The following is an 18,721-nucleotide window of genomic DNA, read 5'->3' as shown; positions in this document are numbered from 1 at the left end:
TGGTTGATGGTTTTATGCAAGCTGTCTCAGCAACAACATTGAACCGGCAAACACCAATATAGAGCCGTAGGCTATCCGCATGGACATATTGCTCAACTTGGTATGAACATGCGAGCCTGTCCATATACCCAAAAATGCGACTGGCATTAAGAAAATGGCGAGGCCTATAACCTCCCAACTCAGGATTAGACCGGTTACCAACATCAGAGTAAGCCTCAAGAATGTCAACATAAAAATGGCGAAGGCCATGGTTGCGCGAAGTACCTTAGGATTATTAATTCTTAAACCTAGATAAGAGACATATACCGGCCCGCCCGTAGCAAAAAGAGCTGTAAATGCGCCGCCAAAAAAACCAAATGGCACTGCCCACCATTTATTTATTGGATCTCGAGCCTCGACATTTCTCTGAGCCAAAACACGCAAACCATTAATAGCTGCAAAGATTCCAAGGATCAGTAACAAAGGCTCGCTCGGGGCCTTTACCAATAAAAATATCCCCAAGACCATACCGATTAAGCTGAAAGGAAATAGCCACTTCAACTCTTGAATATTGGCATCACCAGATGACTTTCTACCCACATACAGCGAAGCGCAGATATCAATGATCACCATCATTGGCACTACAACTTTCAGCGGATACATCTGAACCAATAAAGGCACAGAGACTATTGATGAGCCAAACCCAGAAACTCCAAAGATGAAGAATGCGCAAAGAACGATTAGAGTTGCTAGCGCAAATGAGGCCGGCTCAATCAATTCAAAAATGATTAGGCCTCTACCAAAATAGTCTCGCCAGGTTTAATCATCGTAAATTGAACTGGTCTATTTTTGATGTCTAACCCATCTTCACCCAATTGAACTGCTGTGAAATAAGACTCCTCCAAAGAGCCGGGCTGAGGAAAATCATCGCGATAGTGAGCTCCTCGAGAGTTTTCACGAGAAAGCGCAGCCTCGGTTACCGACTTACTTACCAAGATCAGATTATTTAAATTCATCCAATCCTGCCATGTAATGCTGTATTCTCTTTGGATATCACCTACACCAATTTTATGTAACTGCTGACCAAGCTGATCAAGCTTGGCACGAGCTCGGAGCAAACTCTCTTTTGTTCTTGAGATACCTACGTCATCCCACATACACTCTGCCAGAGCATCGCGAATCAGTTCAATATCGCCTGCGGGCCTCTCTAATGGAGCCTCATGAGCCTTGATACTGGCGCGTACCTCATCCATATTGCACTCTTGCAATTTGTGGGACACAACCCACTTCGCCATTTCTTCACCAGCAATACCGCCAAATACAGTGGAGTTAGCGACGCCATTACCACCTAGGCGATTGGCTCCGTGCACTCCTCCAGTGTCTTCACCTGCCGCAAATAAACCTGGTAACTCGGTGCTGCAGTCCGCCTTAAATATCAATCCGCCCATCATGTAATGTGCAGTTGGAACAACCTCCACAAGATCTCCAGCCAAGTCAAAGCCACTATCGGCACACCGCTCGACCATGCCTTTAAATTGCTTACGGACGTTATCAGGCCCAAGGTGGCTCATCTGAATATAGACACCGCCATTAGGGGTGGCTCTGCCCGCCCTGATCTCAGAATTAATGGAGCGAGAAACAATATCTCGGGTAGCGCGTTCATTACGGGGATCGTAGTTACCCATAAAGCGCTCTTGATTGCCATTAAGCAAATATCCGCCCGCGCCACGCAGCCCCTCCTCAAGAACAGTTCCAGTCATCCTAGTCCCAGGTCCTGCTAACAAGCCGGTTGGATGAAACTGCACCATTTCCATATCGCGTAATGTAAGACCAGCACGCAGTGCCATAGCTAAGCCATCACAACTCTTATCTCCTGAAGGCGTATGGTACTTATACATTGTGGGGCCGCCACCTGTAGCCAAGAGCACTGCCTTAGCTCGTACCAGCGTGAATTCACCAGTCTGCATATTGAGCATCAGCACTCCAGCGAGAGACTTTCCATCAGCACTGTGAATTAGCTCAAGTGCCCGATATTCCTCAAGACGATGAATTCCTCTCGCCCAAACTTGCTCAGCCAATCGACTGATAATTTCAATGCCCGTCAAATCTCCCTTATGAACTGTGCGGTCAAAGGTTTGCCCAGCAAATGCTTTTTGATGCACCGTTCCATCTGGATTGCGATCAAAGAAACATCCGAGCTCATTCTCAAGTTCATGAATGCGTTCGACAGCCTTATTAACTAAGGTCCATGCCAATTCTTGATCAGATAGCCATTTACCGCCTTCAATCGTATCCATAAAGTGACGCTCAACAGAGTCACCTTCTGCCAGCGCAACGTTATAACCACCCTGTACCATCCGAGTGCAGCCACATTTACCTAGAAGTCCTTTTACTGCAATAGTGATATGAAGATCTGGATTAGTTTGATGTGCGTGTAGAGCTGCAAATAGTCCTGCACCGCCAGAACCCAGAATCAGGATATCAGTTTCAAGAGTGGTGATATTCATGATGCAATTCCCAGGCTCTTTAATACAGCCTCTTTATTGCGAGCAACATCGCTTTTTACTTCTTGATAAATGCTGCCACCGTGGCTATCCATTGCTACTAGCAAAGGGCCAAAGTCCTTAATCTTGAAGCGCCAGAGGGATTCTGGATTGAGATCATCCATATCGACATCTTCTATTTGCTCAATCCAAGTTGTCTCTAGCGCCGCTGTGCCGCCAATAATCGCAAGGTAAACACCACCGATTTCCTGAAAGGCTGCCGCAGATCCTTCGCGCATACCGCCCTTACCTACAATCATGCGCACTCCATTCTCAGTCATCAAAGGTCGAGTGAAGCGCTCCATTCGATCTGAGGTGGTGGTGCCAATGCAGATGGGTTGATATCCGGCTGGAAACTCCTCACTCACAGGTACCTTGCGCACATTCGGCGCCGTATGAATGACGGCATGACCATTAAGATCAAAGCGGGTTTTCCGACCCTTATCAAATAGGTGAATCTGCGTAGCATCCCGAATCCCAAACAAAGTGTTTTGAAGTGTCACTGTGTCATTAATACGTAGCTTACGAATATCAGCTTCGCTAACAGGGGTTGGCAGGTAGTAATGGGCCATCGTTATTCCTAGAATCCGTAAGTCACACCAGCGGGTGTGAAAGTTGCTCGCGCTCTACGCGCAGAGTGGCACTGCATATTGACTGCCACTGGATTGAGGGTGATGTGTGTGTGAGCAAGCTCTACATGCACAGCAAATGCTGTTCCATCACCACCTAAACCTTGAGGACCAATACCTAATTTATTCACAGCAGCAGTTAGCTCTTGCTCTAACTTGGCACCTTCTTCGTCACTACAAACACTACCCAATGCCCTTGTAGCCGCACGTTTAGCCATCGCAACACATTGCTCGGAGGTGCCACCAACGCCAACGCCAACAATCGTTGGGGGACATGTCTTACCTCCAGCAGAAACAACACTCTCAATAACAAAAGCTTTAACGCCATTAATCCCATCAGCAGGAATAGCCATCTTCAAAAAGGAATTATTTTCTGAACCGCTTCCCTTTGGAACCATCTCAATTTCAAGCGTCTCATCATCGTCACAAAAATCGATGCTGATTGCAGGCATATCGATGCCGCATGAGGTGTGGTTATTTTTTCTGGTGATTGGATGAACTACTGATGAGCGCAATGGATATTCAGTGGTTGCACGCTCACACCCTTTACGAATAGCTGCCTTGAGCTCCATGCCATCAAGCTGAACATTGCGACCAATCTTGACTTTGTAGATCGGCAGGCCTGTGTCCTGGCAAAGTAAATTGTCCTCACGCTCTGCAACCGCAATATTGGTGATCATGGTTTTTAGCACCACCTGCGCGCGGGCATCCGACTCACCTTGGTTTAAGCGCTCAATACCCGCCTTAACATCATCTGGGAGCACTTTTAAGGCGCGGATATAAAGCTCTTTACAAGCGTCTTCAACTGCTTTCATTTGCAACTGCATAAATTACCCAATCAATTTGCTAAATACAAAAATAGAAGGCCGCAAGCAATGCCAAACAAAATAGCTACCTGGGTCCAAGCCTTACGCAGCCCGCGCCACGGACCAAACTCAATCATGATGAGTCGAATTCCACCCACCAAATGTATTGCCAATAAAATCACTAGCGCCCACTCACCAAATTTGAATACCCAAAAATCCGTTAATTCCAAGTAGCGCTCAAATCCACTGGCCCCACGTAGAGACTGAGAAAGCATTAGGAAATGTAAGGGGATAAAGCAAGCCAGCAATAGTCCAGAGAAACGATGGCATGCGTATGCAAAGTAAGAGAGATGTGTCTTTGCGCGTAAATCGAGCTTTGGTCTAGATCTCATAGAGCACCTCCGGTATAGACACCGATCACTGCCGTGGTTCCCAGGGTGATGATGAGGGCTGCCAAAATCCAAGATAGGGTCTTGGAAATACATCCTTTGCAAAATGTTTCTTCGAGAATATTAGCCACGCCGATAGGTGCATGTACAAAACAGGCCAAAACAAAAATTTCATAAAAAATGGCAAATGCAATATTGCCTTGCGTACGCCCAAGAATCTCTTCAGCAGTGAGGCCGCCGCGTATTGCGTAGAAAATAATGATGAGGTGGATGCTGACACAGAGCCCCAAAATCATGGCACTAATTCTTTGGGCATACCAAAGTTTTGCCTGCAATACGCCCTGGCTCATAACTTACCCCATTTGCTGCCACGCACGGCAGCCCTGGCTACTAATTTCTTAAGGCCGGCAATACTGGCTGTAGGCTCCAGCTTCTTAGGGCAGCGCTCAGTACAAGATCCCTGCGTATGACATGCATGGCAACCTTCATCACCGGCAACAGCGCGTAGGCGATCTAATTGCTGTACATCACGCACGTCGTTTGTTAGTGTCCAAGCGCGATTCAGAGCCGCAGGGCCAAGATAGTTAGCGCGTTTTTCAACAACCTCACAAGAGGAATAGCAAACTCCACAACCAATACATTCAATACCAGCATTCGCTAGTTGACGTTCCAGTGATTCAGGCTCTATCTTTGCAAAATCATCATGGCGTGTTTTATCGCCCTTGAAGAAGCCAACTGCGCCTTTCCACTTATTGAAGAACTCTCGCATATCCGTTGCGAGATCCTTAATGACGGGAAGATTATTTAAGGGGGCGATCTCTAGTGAATCACCCTCAACAATCTGAGAAACGTGAGTGCGACATGTCCAGCGAGCAACACCGTTCACTGTCATGGCACAAGAACCACACATGCCAACTCGACAAGCAAAGCGGTAGCTTAGAGTCGGATCCAGCTTACGCTGAATATAGGTGACGACATCCAGCACCGTTTGGTTGGGGTTTCGCGGCACCAAATACTCAACAAACTCACCCTCTTGAGCACCGCGCCAGACTTTTACTTTGAGATCTGTATTGGACATGGACTGATTATATCGATAGATAGTAAAAAATAAATCGAATATAATTTTCTTTGAGATAAAAAAATACTTTATATTTAATCCCATGTCGAGCATTCGAGTACTCAAGAACTTTCTAGCCATTTCCAGGCACAAGAGCGTGGCGGCCGCTGCACGTGAAATAGGGCTTACCGCTGCTGCTGCGGGACAACAATTGCAGCAACTAGAGGCTGATATTGGTGTTGAGCTTTTTGACAGGACCAAACGCTCCATGTCCTTAAATCATCATGGCAGATCGCTAGTTGAACCAATCCAGGAAATTGTGGCTCGTTATGAGGTCCTGGGCTCTGATTTCAAATCTGAGCTTAGTGGAACTATCGTACTAGGTGCACTCGTTTCCACTTTAATGGGTGCATTTGGAAACACGTTAAATGAACTCAAGCAAAATTATCCAGAACTAGAAATCAAGCTCATTGCAGGTCTATCAAATAACTTCCTAGATCAGGTAATTGAAGGCACTCTAGATGCGGCGATTGTGACCGAATCACCTTATGCATTACCTCAACATATTCGTTGGACAGAGCTCTATACAGAACCAATGGTATTGATTTCTCCGGCAAGTAAAAACAAAAAAGTTTCCACACCAAAGGAGCTGGCAAATGAACTCCCGTTTATGCGCTTCGAAAGAAATACCTGGACCGGCCACCTTGTGGATCAAACCATTCGAGCAAATAAATTAAGCATTAAAGAAGGTATGGAGCTCAATTCAGTCGAGGCAATTATTGAGCTGGTAAGACAGGGGCTTGGGTATTCCATTGTTCCTAAGTTAGCCAATATTTCTTGGGAAAATGATCGCCAACTAAAAATATCCGCACTGCCTGGAAAAACGATTTATCGAAAAGTTGGTCTCCTAGAAAAACGTAAGCATTCACGTGAAAATATCACTCAGGAAATTAAGAAGTTCTTCCTAGATGAAGTGACCACAAAAAGAAAAGCCACCCCTTAGGGTGGCTTAAAAGAAAATCTATGGAGGTGCTACTAAAGAATGAACAACAAGTTCATAGTATTCCCCCGACCTTCACCTCAATCATTAGCCGGCCTACTTTAAGTGCGTTATGCTTCAATTTGGTGCATATCTGAAGATTTATGCCATTCTGTAGAATCAAAACATATTCAACCTAGAAAAAAGGGGTGCCAATGTTGGCGACAAAGAAGATGGGTATTCCATCTCGTTTAATAGCAAGCCTACTTACGGCTGCACTCATCATTCCTGCAGCGGCTCCTGTGGCTTACGCCCAGAACTCAAGCCAGCAGCAGGCGGCTAAGCTTTCTCAAGCCCAATTAGAGGCTTTAGTGGCACCGATTGCACTTTATCCAGACGCACTTGTCTCGCAAGTACTAATGGCTGCCACCTACCCACTAGAGGTTGGGGAGGCATCCAATTGGGCCAAAGCTAATAGCCAGCTTAAGGGCAATGCTCTGAACCAAGCACTCCAAAAGCAGACGTGGGATGCCAGTGTGAAATCTCTGGTGTCATTTCCACCAGTGCTGGAGATGATGGGCTCACAGTTGAGCTGGACACAGCAACTTGGCAATGCGGTTTTGGCACAGCAATCTGAAACCATGAGTGCGATTCAAGCATTGCGCGCAAAAGCTAAGCAAGCTGGATCATTGCAATCGAATTCACAACAGACGGTGACAACACAAGGTAGTGGTAGCAGTCAGACCATCATCATTGAGCCTGCTAACCCACAGGTAGTCTATGTGCCCACTTACAACCCAGCAGTTGTTTACGGTGCATGGGCCTACCCAGCATATCCTCCGTACGCATACTATCCGCCTGGATATGTAGCTGGCACAGCACTTCTTTCATTTGGCGTTGGTATGGCGGTTGGCGCCGCTCTTTGGGGTGGTTGCCACTGGGGCGGCGGTTACGGCGGCGGATCATTGACCGTAAACAACAATAACTTCAACAACTTCAACAAGAACACTAACAACAACTGGAATGGCAATCGCAATGGCGGTTCTAGTGATTGGAAGCCCGACCAACAACGTCGTAGCGCCAATCTTGGTGGCGGTGCTGGAGCTAATGCAAATCGTGATGCGGAGCGTGATCAATTACGCCAGAACTTACAACGTGGTGACTTAAGTAATAACCGCCCTGGCGATCGTGCTGGGAATATGGGTGGTGATCGCGCAGGCAATCGTGCAGCTGCAGACCGAACACCCGACAGGGATGGCGGCGACCGTGGCGGTAATTTTAGCGGCGATCGCAGCGCCAATAGACCTTCGGGTGGTGGCGATCGATTTGGTGGTGGTGGCGGCTTTGGTGATACTCGCAGCGCGCGCTTTGATGGCGGTGGCGAGCACTTTGGTGGCGGTAACCGCGGTGGTGGCTTTGGTGGTGGTGGCGGTCGTGGACGCCGCTAATTAGTCGCACTCATCTACATTGATATATATAAAATTGATTAAAGGAATGAACATGAAGAAATTTTTAATTGCCGCTACCCTAGCCTTCGGAATGGCCGCTAGCATGCAAGCAGCTAACGCGACAACTACTGATGAGCTATTGCAATACTGCAAAGGTGACGGAAACACAAACGTAACTTGCCAAATTTATGGTCAGGCCGTTTATGACACCTATCTTGCAACACGCAATCCAAAAACTGCGCCCAGCAAGATTTGCGTCAAGCAACCTGCCCCAACACGCATTCAAGTGGTAGACGAATACATTGCTTGGGCCAATGCAAACCCATCTAATGGACCAAAACCAGCAGCAGAAACCATGTTGAAGTTTTTAGAGGGTGTATTCCCTTGCGGAAAGTAATGCATTGAATTGCTTGATCTTCTGATCCGGCATTAAAAAAGCCACCCTCGGGGTGGCTTTTTCTTTGTTTGTATCTTGAAACGCTTTAAATCAATTAGTGATTTTCTTTTGCATGATTGATTGAGTATTTCGGAATCTCAATCACTAAATCTTGACGAGCAACAATGGCTTGGCAGGATAAGCGAGACTGGGGATTAAGACCCCATGCACGATCAAGTAAGTCCTCTTCATTCTCATCAGGCTCATTGAGACTCTGATAACCCTCTTTCACAATGACGTGACAGGTAGTGCAAGCGCAAACCATATCGCAGGCATGCTCAATTGGAATATTGTTTTCTAGTAATGCTTCGCAAATGGAGGTGCCGGGTGTTACTTCAACTACGGCGCCCTCTGGGCAATATTCACTATGGGGTAGAACAACAATTTGAGTCATCTCGGTAGTTTTCTTCTCTTAAATTTCTGCAACATTCTTGCCAGCTAAAGCCTTCTGAATACTCGCGTTCATGCGTTTCTGAGCAAACTCATCAGTTGCCTTTGCGGCATGATCTACTGCCTTTCTCAAAATGGCGCTGTCTGTTTCTTCTGTAAGAATCTTTTGCAAAGCCGCCATCTCTTGATCAACAACAGACTGCTCTTGAGCATTCAACAATCCACGATCAGAATCCAACGCAGTTTGTACGGCATCTAAAAGTCTTTGTGCATTCACCTGCTCTTCGCGCAAAGATCTGGCCAATAGATCCACTTTGGCAGAAGCAAAACCATCTTGCAGCATGCGAGCAATCTCAGCATCAGTCAGACCGTACGACGGCTTAATATCGATCGAGGCCTGCACACCCGAACCCTGCTCTGTTGCGCTAACTGAAAGTAGGCCATCTGCATCCACCTGGAATGTCACCCGAATACGGGCAGCACCAGCAGCCATCGGCGGAATACCGCGCAGCTCAAATTTACCTAATGAGCGGCAGTCTTGGGCCAACTCACGCTCACCCTGCGCTACCTGAATAGCTAAAGCCGTTTGGCCATCCTTAAAGGTGGTGAAATCTTGTGCTCGAGCAACCGGAATCGGTGTGTTGCGTGGAATAATTTTTTCTACCAAACCACCCATAGTCTCAATACCAAGGGAGAGTGGAATGACATCCAATAAAAGCCACTCATCATCCTTACTTTGATTGCCGGCAAGTAGGTCTGCTTGCATAGCAGCACCTAAGGCAACCACTTGATCAGGATTGAGATTGTTTAAAGGCTTAGTACCAAAGAGTTCGCCAACCGCGCGCTGTACATGGGGCATACGGGTTGCGCCGCCAACCATTACCACGCCTTTGACTTCATCCGCCTTGAGGCCGGCATCACGCAAAGCCTTTTTTACGGCTACCAGTGTTTTATTAATCAGGTTCTGAGTAATCTCAAAGAACTGGGCTTGGCTGATACCGACGTTCACTACCGTGCCATCAGTGAGTGTTTCGTGTACGCGGGCTAATGGGTTGTGACTTAACTGTTCTTTGGCGTGCTTGCAAGAAAGTAATAACTTGCGATGATCCTGAATCGAGATAGGCTGAAGCTTGGCCTGCTCGATAACCCAGCAATAGAGGCGGTGATCAAAGTCATCGCCACCCAAAGCAGAATCACCGCCAGTAGATAGCACTTCAAACACACCCCTACTCATCTTCAAAATGGAGATATCAAAGGTGCCACCACCTAAGTCGTAAACGGCGTAGATACCTTCAGAGGCATTATCTAGGCCATAGGCAATCGCAGCGGCAGTAGGCTCATTGAGTAAACGCAAGACTTCGATACCAGCTAATTTGGCGGCATCTTTAGTTGCTTGACGTTGAGCATCATCAAAATAAGCAGGCACAGTAATCACTGCACCAACAATGTCGTCATTTACCGAGTCTTCAGCTAACTGACGCAAACGTGCCAGAATTTCAGCAGAGACCTCAATAGGACTCTTATCGCCAGCCACGGTTCGCAACTTCAACATACCGGGCTCATCGACAAAATCGTAAGGTGCGTTCTCAATGTTTTCTACATCAACGATACCGCGACCCATAAAACGTTTGACAGAAACAATGGTGTTCTTGGGATCAGAAACAATACTTTCGATAGCCTCAAAGCCAGCTTGGGTTCTACCATTAGGCAAGTAGCGCACTACCGAAGGAAGCAACTCTCGCCCTTCGGAATCAGGAAGCACTTTAGGCAAGGCATCTCGCACAATCGCCACCAAGGAATTAGTGGTACCCAGATCAATACCTACCGCAATCCGACGTTGATGCGGAGCGAGTGACTTACCAGGTTCGGAGATTTGTAATAAGGCCATGGGGACTAGAGTTTAAAGCTATACCAAAGCTGAGATAGCATCATCTAGCTCGAGCGCAAACTTATCTATAAATAGAAGGCCCCTGAGCAACTCAGCAGCACGCTCATAGTTCTTGGCAGTATCGATAGCTTGCGTAATCTCTACCAAGGTATTGCGCTTGGATTGATCAACCTCATCGGCCAAGGCTTCCATGGCGCCAAGGTCGTCATCTTGATCTTCAAGACTCTCACGCCATTCCATTTGCTTCATGAGGAAAGCAGCCGGCATAGCGGTATTGGTTTCCAGGCGAGCATCAACACCATGAAGTTGGCAAAGATAAAGGCCGCGCTGAATCGGATTCTTCAGAGTCTGAAAAGCAGTATTGGCTAGGGTTGCCATTTGCATGGCCAATCGCTGCTCAGTATCGCTTCCACGAGCATGGCGATCTGGATGTACTTCTTTTTGGATCGCTAGATACGCCTGATCCAATGCAGACAAATCGAGATTGAATTTCTGCTCTAAACCAAAGAAACGAAAGTAATCGTCAGACCCGGAAGGATTCACCACAACCACACTCATCTTTTACATTCGGATTCTGGAACTTAAAACCTTCGTTCAAGCCTTCACGCACAAAATCCAATTCAGTACCGTCTAAATAGGCCAAGCTCTTAGGATCGATAAAAATAGTGATGCCATTGGATTCAAACTTGGCATCTTCAGGAGCAGCCTCATCCACATACTCCAGTTGATAGGCTAAGCCAGAGCAACCAGTCGTACGAACACCCAAACGCAAGCCGCAACCTTTTCCACGCTTATCTAAATTGCGCTGTACGTGCTTTGCTGCTTTGTCAGTTAAGGTAATTGCCATGATGGATGCCTCTTTATCTTTACTTAGCTGGATGCTTTTCTTTGTAATTTGCCACGGCTGCCTTGATGGCATCTTCAGCCAAGATGGAGCAGTGAATTTTTACAGGTGGCAAAGCTAACTCTTCCGCAATTAAGGAGTTCTTAATCTCTAAAGCTTGGTCTAAAGTCTTGCCTTTGACCCACTCGGTTACCAAAGAAGATGAAGCAATTGCAGAGCCGCAACCATAGGTCTTGAACTTAGCATCTTCAATTACACCCTGATCGTTTACGCGGATTTGTAATTTCATGACGTCGCCGCATGCAGGCGCGCCAACCATACCAGTGCCTACCTGGTCATCACCCTTTTCAAAAGAACCCACATTGCGGGGATTTTCATAATGATCAATTACTTTGTCGCTATATGCCATGGTATTTCCTCGTTATTTCTTTAGTATTTTATTTAGTGTGCTGCCCACTGGATGGTGCTGAGATCAATACCATCCTTAAACATTTCCCACAGTGGTGAGAGTTCGCGCAACTTCGCAATCTTCTCTTTCACCAACTTGATTGTGAAATCCACTTCTTCTTCGGTAGTAAAGCGGCCCAAGGTAAAGCGAATTGAGCTGTGCGCCAATTCATCGTTTCGGCCAAGAGCGCGCAATACGTAAGAAGGCTCTAGGGATGCTGAAGTACATGCTGAGCCGGAAGAGATGGCCAAATCTTTTAATGCCATCAACATGGACTCGCCTTCAACATAGTTAAAGCTGATGTTCAGGTTATGTGGAACACGGTGATCCATGTCGCCATTGACATAGACCTCTTCAATATCTTTTAAGCCAGTCAGCAAGCGATCGCGCAAAGCACGAATACGCGCACTCTCTTCGACCATTTCGACACGAGCAATACGGAAGGCTTCACCCATACCAACAATTTGGTGAACGGCTAATGTTCCAGAACGCATACCGCGCTCGTGACCACCACCATGAATTTGTGCCTCAATGCGAATACGAGGCTTACGACGGACAAACAATGCACCGATACCTTTTGGGCCATAAGTCTTGTGAGCAGAAAAGCTCATTAAATCCACTTTGATTTTCTCTAAGTCAATTTCAACTTTGCCGGTAGCTTGTGCTGCATCTACGTGCAAGATTACGCCGCGGGAACGGCATAACTCACCAATGCGTGGAATGTCTTGTACAACGCCAATTTCATTATTCACATACATGACTGATGCCAAGATCGTGCCCGGCTTCATTGCTGTCTCTAGCTGAGCAAAATCAATCAAGCCATCAGGCAAAACATCTAAGTAAGTCACTTCAAAGCCTTCGCGCTCGAGCTCACGGCAAGTATCTAAGGTCGCCTTGTGCTCAGTCTTCACGGTAATAATGTGATTGCCACGCTCTTTGTAAAAGTGAGCAGCACCTTTGAGTGCCAAATTGATACTTTCAGTTGCGCCACTAGTAAATACGATCTCTCTTGGATCTGCGTGAACTAACTGGGCCACTTCTGAACGCGCCCACTCAACTGCCTCTTCTGCAGCCCAACCGTAGGCATGACTACGAGATGCTGCATTACCAAATTGCTCGCGCAAGTAAGGCAACATCTTGTCCACTACACGCGGATCAATCGGTGTAGTAGATGAGTAGTCCATGTATACCGGGAAGTGCTTAGGACTAAACATCGGTATTGGGTTCTGAGGAATGTCTTGTGGTGCGTTCATTTTTTACTTATCGATTAATAGACTAAGAAGTTAATCTCTTAACTTTGCTGAGCCAGGTTAAAAACAGAATTCACGAGAGGTCGCTTCGGAGCGGCTTCTTTTGCTGCTGCAACTGCAGTTGCCGGCTTTTCCGCCTTGGTACTTTCAGTCTTCATTTTCTTAGGGCGTAAATCCTGCAATACGATTCCACGTCCAGATTGCTGTTGCACCAAATCACGCAATGACACGGAACTGAGGTACTCCACCATCTTGGCATTCAGGTTTGACCACAGATCATGTGTCATACAACGACCATGATTGTCTTCATCGCTATGGCAATTGCCCTTACCGCCACATTGAGTTGCATCCAGAGGCTCATCGACGGCCACAATAATGTCGGCCACGCTAATTTCCTCAGACTTGCGAGACAGGGTGTAACCACCGCCAGGACCGCGAGTGCTCTCAACGATGTTGAAGCGGCGTAACTTGCCGAACAACTGCTCTAAATACGATAGGGAAATCTTCTGTCTTTGACTGATTCCAGCCAAAGTTACAGGCCCGTGCGTCTCACGCAGGGCTAAATCGATCATTGCGGTTACTGCAAAACGGCCTTTAGTTGTAAGTCTCATATGTCACCTTGGTAATGGATTGTTATGGACAGCTAACAGTCGGGCGGGTAATACCCGACCATTCCACTCAACTTTACCATATACCCCACTAATTTGCTCAGGATTACAACAGTCCTAAATACCGTCTCTGGAGCGCGCCCCAAAAGCCATTTCCTTAACCTTAGTAAGGCGATCGCGGGTAGATGCAGCCTTTTCGAACTCCAGATTCTTAGCTTCAGAGTTCATTTGCTTCTCCAAACGCTTGATTTCGCCCGCCAGGTCCTTCTCGCTCATATCCTCATACCGAGCCCGCTCCTGCTCCACCTGCATCTCAGAGCGCTTCTCCTTGACGTCGTAGACCCCATCAATAATGTCCTTGATGCGCTTCTGGACGCCTCGCGGCTCAATTCCATTCGCCTTATTAAAGGCAACTTGCTTGGTTCGGCGACGTTCAGTCTCACCCATCGCCCGCTTCATGGAATCGGTAATGCGATCAGCATACAAAATTGCCTTGCCTTTGACGTTTCGTGCCGCCCTACCAATCGTTTGAATCAAGCTACGCTCGGAGCGTAAGAAACCTTCTTTATCCGCATCCAAAATAGCAACCAGTGAAACCTCTGGAATATCCAGGCCTTCACGCAATAAATTAATACCGACTAGAACATCAAAGACACCCAAGCGTAAGTCACGCAGAATTTCTACGCGCTCTACAGTATCGATATCGGAGTGGACGTAACGCACCTTCACACCGTTATCCGACAAGTAGTCCGTCAACTGCTCAGCCATACGTTTTGTTAATACCGTTACTAAAACGCGCTCATGCACTTTGACTCGCTCATGAATCTGATTTAGCAAATCATCTACTTGTGTACTTGCTGGCAATACTTCAATTTCCGGGTCAACCAATCCTGTTGGTCTAGCCACTTGCTCCACCACTTGTCCAGTGTGCGTATTTTCGTAATCAGCTGGTGTTGCGGAGACAAAGACGGTTTGACGCATCTTGGTTTCAAACTCGGTGAACTTGAGTGGTCGGTTATCCATCGCGGATGGCAAACGAAAACCAAATTCCACCAAAGTATGTTTTCGAGATTTATCACCGTTGTACATGGCATTGAGCTGACCTATCAGGACATGACTTTCATCCAAGAACATCAAGGCATCGTTGGGCAGGTAATCCACCAAGGTGGGCGGAGCCTCACCAGGCATGGCGCCAGAGAGGTGGCGGGAGTAGTTCTCAATACCCTTACAGAAGCCCAACTCATTGAGCATCTCTAAATCAAAGCGAGTGCGCTGCTCCAAACGTTGCGCCTCAACCAGCTTGCCATCTTTAACAAACTCATCCAAGCGAATACGCAACTCCGCTTTAATTGTTTCAATCGCTTTAAGCACTGTGTCGCGCGGCGTAACGTAATGCGAACTCGGATAGACAGTAAAGCGTGGAATTTTCTGACGAATTCTTCCAGTAAGCGGATCAAAGAATTGCAAACTTTCAATGACATCATCAAAAAGTTCAACGCGCACCGCTAATTCATTATGCTCAGCCGGAAAGATATCAATTGTGTCGCCCCGAACTCTAAAAACACCGCGCTTGAAATCAGTTTCGTTGCGGTCATACTGCATCGCAATTAAGCGCATCAAAATATCGCGCTGACTCATCTTGTCACCAGGGCGCAAGGTCATCACCATACTGTGATAGTCGCCTGGATTACCAATACCGTAAATTGCAGAGACAGTTGCTACGATGATGACATCGCGTCTCTCCAGCAAGCTTTTGGTGGCAGACAGTCGCATTTGCTCAATATGCTCATTGATTGATGAATCCTTTTCAATGAACAAATCCCGCGTTGGGACATAGGCCTCTGGCTGGTAGTAGTCGTAATAGCTAACAAAGTACTCCACCGCATTTTTAGGGAAAAACTCTCGAAATTCACTATAGAGCTGGGCGGCTAGGGTCTTATTGGGGGCAAAAATGATGGCTGGACGACCAGTTCTGGCAATCACATTAGCCATCGTGAAGGTTTTTCCCGAGCCCGTGACCCCTAAAAGGGTCTGAAAGGTCAATCCATCCTCAATTCCAGCCACCAGAGCATCAATTGCAGCCGGCTGATCGCCCGCGGGCGGGAACGGCTGATAGAGCTGAAACGGTGAATCTGGGAAGGAAACGAACTTAGCTGGATCCAGGTCGTGACCTACCTCGCCCAAAGGATCGGCCACGGGGCTTTTCTTGCTTTCAGCGACTTTGGAATTTGAGGAAGTTTTAGGCGACTTAGGGGGCATCTCAGCTATCATTTCACCTGTGACTATTAGTTCACAGAGAATTTTGTACAAACATTGATTTTGCCGTTTTTATTTGGAAATAGTTGAATCTAGCCTCAAAAACAGCCATTTAAAGTAAATTGAACTGAATTTAACGTCAATTAACCCTGCAATACCTTATTAACCACCCTTTTCGACCCTCAAATGAACCTTTTCACTTCAGTCCAGCTAGCCCCTAAAGACCCTATTTTTGGCCTCACAGAAGCCTATGTCGCCGATCAACGCGCAGACAAGGTCAATCTGGGTGTTGGCGTTTACTACACCGACGAAGGCAAGGTACCTCTTTTGAAAGCAGTCATTAAGGCTGAAGAAGCAATTGTTGCAAAGCACTCTCCTCGTAGCTATATTCCGATTGAAGGTCCAAACCCATACAACAGCGCAGTTCAAAACCTATTGTTCGGCGCTGATTCCTCCCTGATTAAAGATGGTCGCGTAGTAACTGCTGAGTGCCTTGGTGGCACCGGTGCATTGCGCGTTGGCGCAGACTTTATTAAGCGTCTGAATTTAAATGCACCTTGCGCAATTAGTAACCCCACTTGGGAAAACCACCGCGGTATTTTTGAATCCGCAGGTTTTGAAGTAGTTGAGTACACCTATTTCGACGGCAAAACTCGTGGCGTTGATTTTGATGGCATGGTGAAGTCTTTAGAGTCTTTCCCAAAGTTCACTACTGTCTTGTTGCACGCTTGCTGTCACAACCCAACCGGTGCAGACATTACTGAAGCTCAGTGGCGTCAAGTGATTGATATTTGCAAAGCAAAATCACTCATCCCATTTTTGGATATGGCCTATCAAGGCTTCGCTGCTGGTATTGAGCAAGATGGCATTGCAGTTCGCCTGTTCGCTGAGTCTGGAATGTCATTCTTTGTATCGAGCTCTTTCTCCAAATCGTTCTCGCTTTACGGTGAGCGTGTTGGTGCTCTGTCTATCGTGACTCAAAGCAAAGATGAATCTACTCGCGTACTGTCTCAATTGAAGCGCGTGATTCGTACAAACTATTCCAATCCTCCAACTCATGGCGCCGCTATTGCAGCCGCTGTTCTGAATTCACCAGAACTCAGAAAGCTTTGGGAAGATGAATTAGCCGAGATGCGTGATCGCATTAAAGCAATGCGTCAAGGACTCGTACAAAAACTCGCTGCTGCTGGCGTGAAGCAAGACTTTGCTTTTATCGAAGCGCAGCGCGGCATGTTCTCTTACTCTGGCTTGAGTGCCGAGCAGGTAGAGCGTTTACAAAAGGAAGATGGCATTTATGCTCTCTCCACAGGCCGTATTTGTGTGGCTGCCCTCAATACTAAAAATATTGATAAAGTAGCCAAAGCAATCGCCCGCGTATTGGCGTAACAACGCGTAATAAGCGGCTACACTGATTTACTAGGAGTCACCATGCTATATCAGCTACATGAATTTCAAAAAGCCTTACTTCAACCAATGAGCTCATGGGCTCGTGCTGCTTCTGAAGCCTTCATTAACGCTTCAAATCCCGCATCCAAGGTTCCAGGCTCTGAACGTTTAGCTGCTAGTTACGAACTGCTCTACCGCTTAGGTAAAGACTATAAGAAGCCAGAGTTTGGTATTCGCTCTGTAAAGGCGCATGGAAAAGAAGTAGCGATTCATGAAAGAACGATCGTTGCCAAACCATTTTGTAATTTAATTCGCTTCAAGCGGTTTTCTGATGATGTCGAAGTCATCAAGAAACTCAAAGACGATCCATCGGTATTGGTAGTTGCACCACTATCTGGACATCACTCCACATTACTGCGCGACACTGTGCGCACACTATTGCAAGATCACAAGGTATACATCACTGACTGGATCGATGCTCGCATTGTTCCTGCGGATGCGGGTGACTTTGGTTTAGATGACTATGTTCATTACGTGCAAGATTTCATCCGTGCTATTGGTGCCGAGAACTTACATGTGATCTCTGTTTGCCAGCCAACAGTTCCTACGCTTGGCGCAATCTCTTTGATGGCCTCTGCCGGTGAAGTAACACCGGCCTCTATGATCATGATGGGCGGCCCAATTGATGCACGTAAGTCACCAACTGCTGTTAATAACCTAGCCGATCAAAAGTCTTATGATTGGTTTGAGAGTCATGTGGTTTATAAAGTGCCGCCAGGCTACCCAGGTGCTGGTCGCAAAGTGTATCCAGGCTTCTTGCAACACACTGGTTTTATTGCCATGAATCCCCAGAACCACTTGCAGTCACATTGGGATTACTTCCAAAACTTAGTGCGCGGCGATGAACAAGATGCCGAAGCGCATATCCGTTTCTATGATGAGTACAACGCTGTTCTCGACATGGATGCGAAGTTCTATTTAGACACTATTAAGACTGTGTTCCAGGACTACTCATTGCCAAATGGCACATGGGAAGTATCCGGCAATCTAGTTAAGCCACAAGATATTAAGAAAACCGCCCTTCTTACTGTTGAGGGTGAGTTAGATGATATTTCCGGTAGCGGGCAGACTCGCTCAGCACATGCCTTGTGTGCAGGGATTCCGAAAACTGATAAAGATCATTACGAAGTTGCAGGTGCTGGTCACTATGGCATCTTCTCTGGTCGTCGCTGGCGTGAAAAGGTGTATCCAAAAATTAAATCGTTTATTCGTGAGCACCAAGGCGTTCAGAAGAAAACGAGGGCTAGGCCTCCTAAATTAGAAGGCTCAAAGTCTGCATAAAACAGCAGCGCGACTCTAAGGTCGCGCTTCTAGTTTTAGGGCAC

At 46.9% G+C, this 18,721-nt stretch carries 20 protein-coding genes; 5 read left to right on the top strand and 15 right to left on the bottom strand.

Annotated elements, in window-relative coordinates:
- Window positions 1-12: 12 nt before the first annotated feature.
- From ICN14_RS00835 to ICN14_RS00805, 7 genes are read right to left on the bottom strand one after another with little or no spacing between them, the layout of a single operon-like run.
- The gene (locus tag ICN14_RS00835) at window positions 13-756 is read right to left on the bottom strand and encodes a sulfite exporter TauE/SafE family protein (protein WP_216224168.1); all 744 of its coding nucleotides are present in this window, start codon (window positions 754-756) and stop codon (window positions 13-15) included.
- A gap of 11 nt (window positions 757-767) precedes the next feature.
- Entirely contained in the window at window positions 768-2,486 is a 1,719-nt protein-coding gene (locus ICN14_RS00830) for an L-aspartate oxidase (RefSeq protein WP_216224166.1), read from the bottom strand.
- Window positions 2,483-3,094: a fumarate hydratase C-terminal domain-containing protein gene (locus ICN14_RS00825; protein WP_216180469.1), complete on the bottom strand. Its 612-nt coding sequence runs from the start codon at window positions 3,092-3,094 to the stop codon at window positions 2,483-2,485. The genes ICN14_RS00830 and ICN14_RS00825 overlap by 4 nt, the downstream gene beginning before the upstream one ends.
- A gap of 8 nt (window positions 3,095-3,102) precedes the next feature.
- Window positions 3,103-3,978 carry a fumarate hydratase gene (locus tag ICN14_RS00820; RefSeq protein ID WP_216224164.1) on the bottom strand — a complete coding sequence of 292 codons (876 nt, stop codon included), beginning with the start codon at window positions 3,976-3,978 and terminating at the stop codon, window positions 3,103-3,105.
- Between the two features lie 11 nt (window positions 3,979-3,989).
- Window positions 3,990-4,349, bottom strand: coding sequence for a succinate dehydrogenase, cytochrome b556 subunit (sdhC, locus tag ICN14_RS00815; protein WP_216224163.1), 360 nt, complete (start codon window positions 4,347-4,349; stop codon window positions 3,990-3,992).
- Window positions 4,346-4,696: a succinate dehydrogenase gene (locus ICN14_RS00810; RefSeq protein WP_216224161.1), complete on the bottom strand. Its 351-nt coding sequence runs from the start codon at window positions 4,694-4,696 to the stop codon at window positions 4,346-4,348. The genes sdhC and ICN14_RS00810 overlap by 4 nt, the downstream gene beginning before the upstream one ends.
- Complete coding sequence (locus ICN14_RS00805; protein ID WP_216224160.1) at window positions 4,693-5,424, bottom strand: succinate dehydrogenase/fumarate reductase iron-sulfur subunit; 732 nt, start codon at window positions 5,422-5,424, stop codon at window positions 4,693-4,695. Before ICN14_RS00805 ends, ICN14_RS00810 begins: the two co-directional genes overlap by 4 nt.
- An 82-nt stretch (window positions 5,425-5,506) precedes the next feature.
- Between ICN14_RS00805 and ICN14_RS00800 the strand changes: the two genes are divergently transcribed.
- The 3 genes from ICN14_RS00800 to ICN14_RS00790 all read left to right on the top strand — a co-directional run bounded on the left by ICN14_RS00800 (window position 5,507) and on the right by ICN14_RS00790 (window position 8,227).
- The gene (locus tag ICN14_RS00800) at window positions 5,507-6,406 is read left to right on the top strand and encodes a LysR family transcriptional regulator (RefSeq protein ID WP_216224159.1); all 900 of its coding nucleotides are present in this window, start codon (window positions 5,507-5,509) and stop codon (window positions 6,404-6,406) included.
- A gap of 191 nt (window positions 6,407-6,597) precedes the next feature.
- Window positions 6,598-7,830: a DUF3300 domain-containing protein gene (locus tag ICN14_RS00795; protein WP_216224158.1), complete on the top strand. Its 1,233-nt coding sequence runs from the start codon at window positions 6,598-6,600 to the stop codon at window positions 7,828-7,830.
- Between the two features lie 52 nt (window positions 7,831-7,882).
- A complete protein-coding gene (locus ICN14_RS00790) occupies window positions 7,883-8,227 on the top strand; it encodes a Rap1a/Tai family immunity protein (protein ID WP_216224157.1) in 345 nt (114 codons plus the stop codon).
- A 94-nt stretch (window positions 8,228-8,321) separates the two neighbouring features.
- Here ICN14_RS00790 and fdx read toward each other — a convergent pair whose 3' ends face one another.
- The 8 genes from fdx to uvrB all read right to left on the bottom strand — a co-directional run bounded on the left by fdx (window position 8,322) and on the right by uvrB (window position 15,965).
- Window positions 8,322-8,660: an ISC system 2Fe-2S type ferredoxin gene (gene fdx / locus ICN14_RS00785; protein ID WP_215301387.1), complete on the bottom strand. Its 339-nt coding sequence runs from the start codon at window positions 8,658-8,660 to the stop codon at window positions 8,322-8,324.
- A gap of 18 nt (window positions 8,661-8,678) precedes the next feature.
- Window positions 8,679-10,544: a Fe-S protein assembly chaperone HscA gene (gene hscA / locus ICN14_RS00780; RefSeq protein WP_216224156.1), complete on the bottom strand. Its 1,866-nt coding sequence runs from the start codon at window positions 10,542-10,544 to the stop codon at window positions 8,679-8,681.
- 18 nt (window positions 10,545-10,562) lie between these two features.
- Window positions 10,563-11,102 (bottom strand): Fe-S protein assembly co-chaperone HscB, encoded by a 540-nt coding sequence (gene hscB / locus ICN14_RS00775; RefSeq protein WP_216224155.1) that lies wholly within the window; start codon window positions 11,100-11,102, stop codon window positions 10,563-10,565.
- Window positions 11,068-11,391, bottom strand: a complete 324-nt coding sequence (gene iscA / locus ICN14_RS00770; protein ID WP_046330505.1) for an iron-sulfur cluster assembly protein IscA — start codon at window positions 11,389-11,391, stop codon at window positions 11,068-11,070. Before iscA ends, hscB begins: the two co-directional genes overlap by 35 nt.
- A gap of 19 nt (window positions 11,392-11,410) precedes the next feature.
- A complete protein-coding gene (iscU, locus tag ICN14_RS00765) occupies window positions 11,411-11,797 on the bottom strand; it encodes a Fe-S cluster assembly scaffold IscU (protein WP_215301395.1) in 387 nt (128 codons plus the stop codon).
- A gap of 32 nt (window positions 11,798-11,829) precedes the next feature.
- Window positions 11,830-13,089 carry an IscS subfamily cysteine desulfurase gene (locus ICN14_RS00760; protein WP_216224154.1) on the bottom strand — a complete coding sequence of 420 codons (1,260 nt, stop codon included), beginning with the start codon at window positions 13,087-13,089 and terminating at the stop codon, window positions 11,830-11,832.
- Between the two features lie 38 nt (window positions 13,090-13,127).
- Complete coding sequence (locus tag ICN14_RS00755) at window positions 13,128-13,697, bottom strand: Fe-S cluster assembly transcription factor (RefSeq protein WP_216224153.1); 570 nt, start codon at window positions 13,695-13,697, stop codon at window positions 13,128-13,130.
- Window positions 13,698-13,811: 114 nt separating this feature from the next.
- The gene (uvrB, locus tag ICN14_RS00750; RefSeq protein ID WP_255535906.1) at window positions 13,812-15,965 is read right to left on the bottom strand and encodes an excinuclease ABC subunit UvrB; all 2,154 of its coding nucleotides are present in this window, start codon (window positions 15,963-15,965) and stop codon (window positions 13,812-13,814) included.
- Between the two features lie 171 nt (window positions 15,966-16,136).
- On the opposite strand from uvrB, the gene ICN14_RS00745 reads away from it, so the two are divergent.
- The gene (locus ICN14_RS00745; RefSeq protein WP_216224151.1) at window positions 16,137-17,336 is read left to right on the top strand and encodes an amino acid aminotransferase; all 1,200 of its coding nucleotides are present in this window, start codon (window positions 16,137-16,139) and stop codon (window positions 17,334-17,336) included.
- A gap of 42 nt (window positions 17,337-17,378) precedes the next feature.
- Window positions 17,379-18,677, top strand: coding sequence for a polyhydroxyalkanoate depolymerase (locus ICN14_RS00740; RefSeq protein WP_216224149.1), 1,299 nt, complete (start codon window positions 17,379-17,381; stop codon window positions 18,675-18,677).
- Window positions 18,678-18,721: the final 44 nt, after the last annotated feature.

The organism is Polynucleobacter sp. MG-27-Goln-C1, from assembly GCF_018881905.1.
Taxonomy (GTDB): Bacteria; Pseudomonadota; Gammaproteobacteria; order Burkholderiales; family Burkholderiaceae; genus Polynucleobacter.
This window is presented reverse-complemented; position numbering and strand designations above follow the sequence as displayed.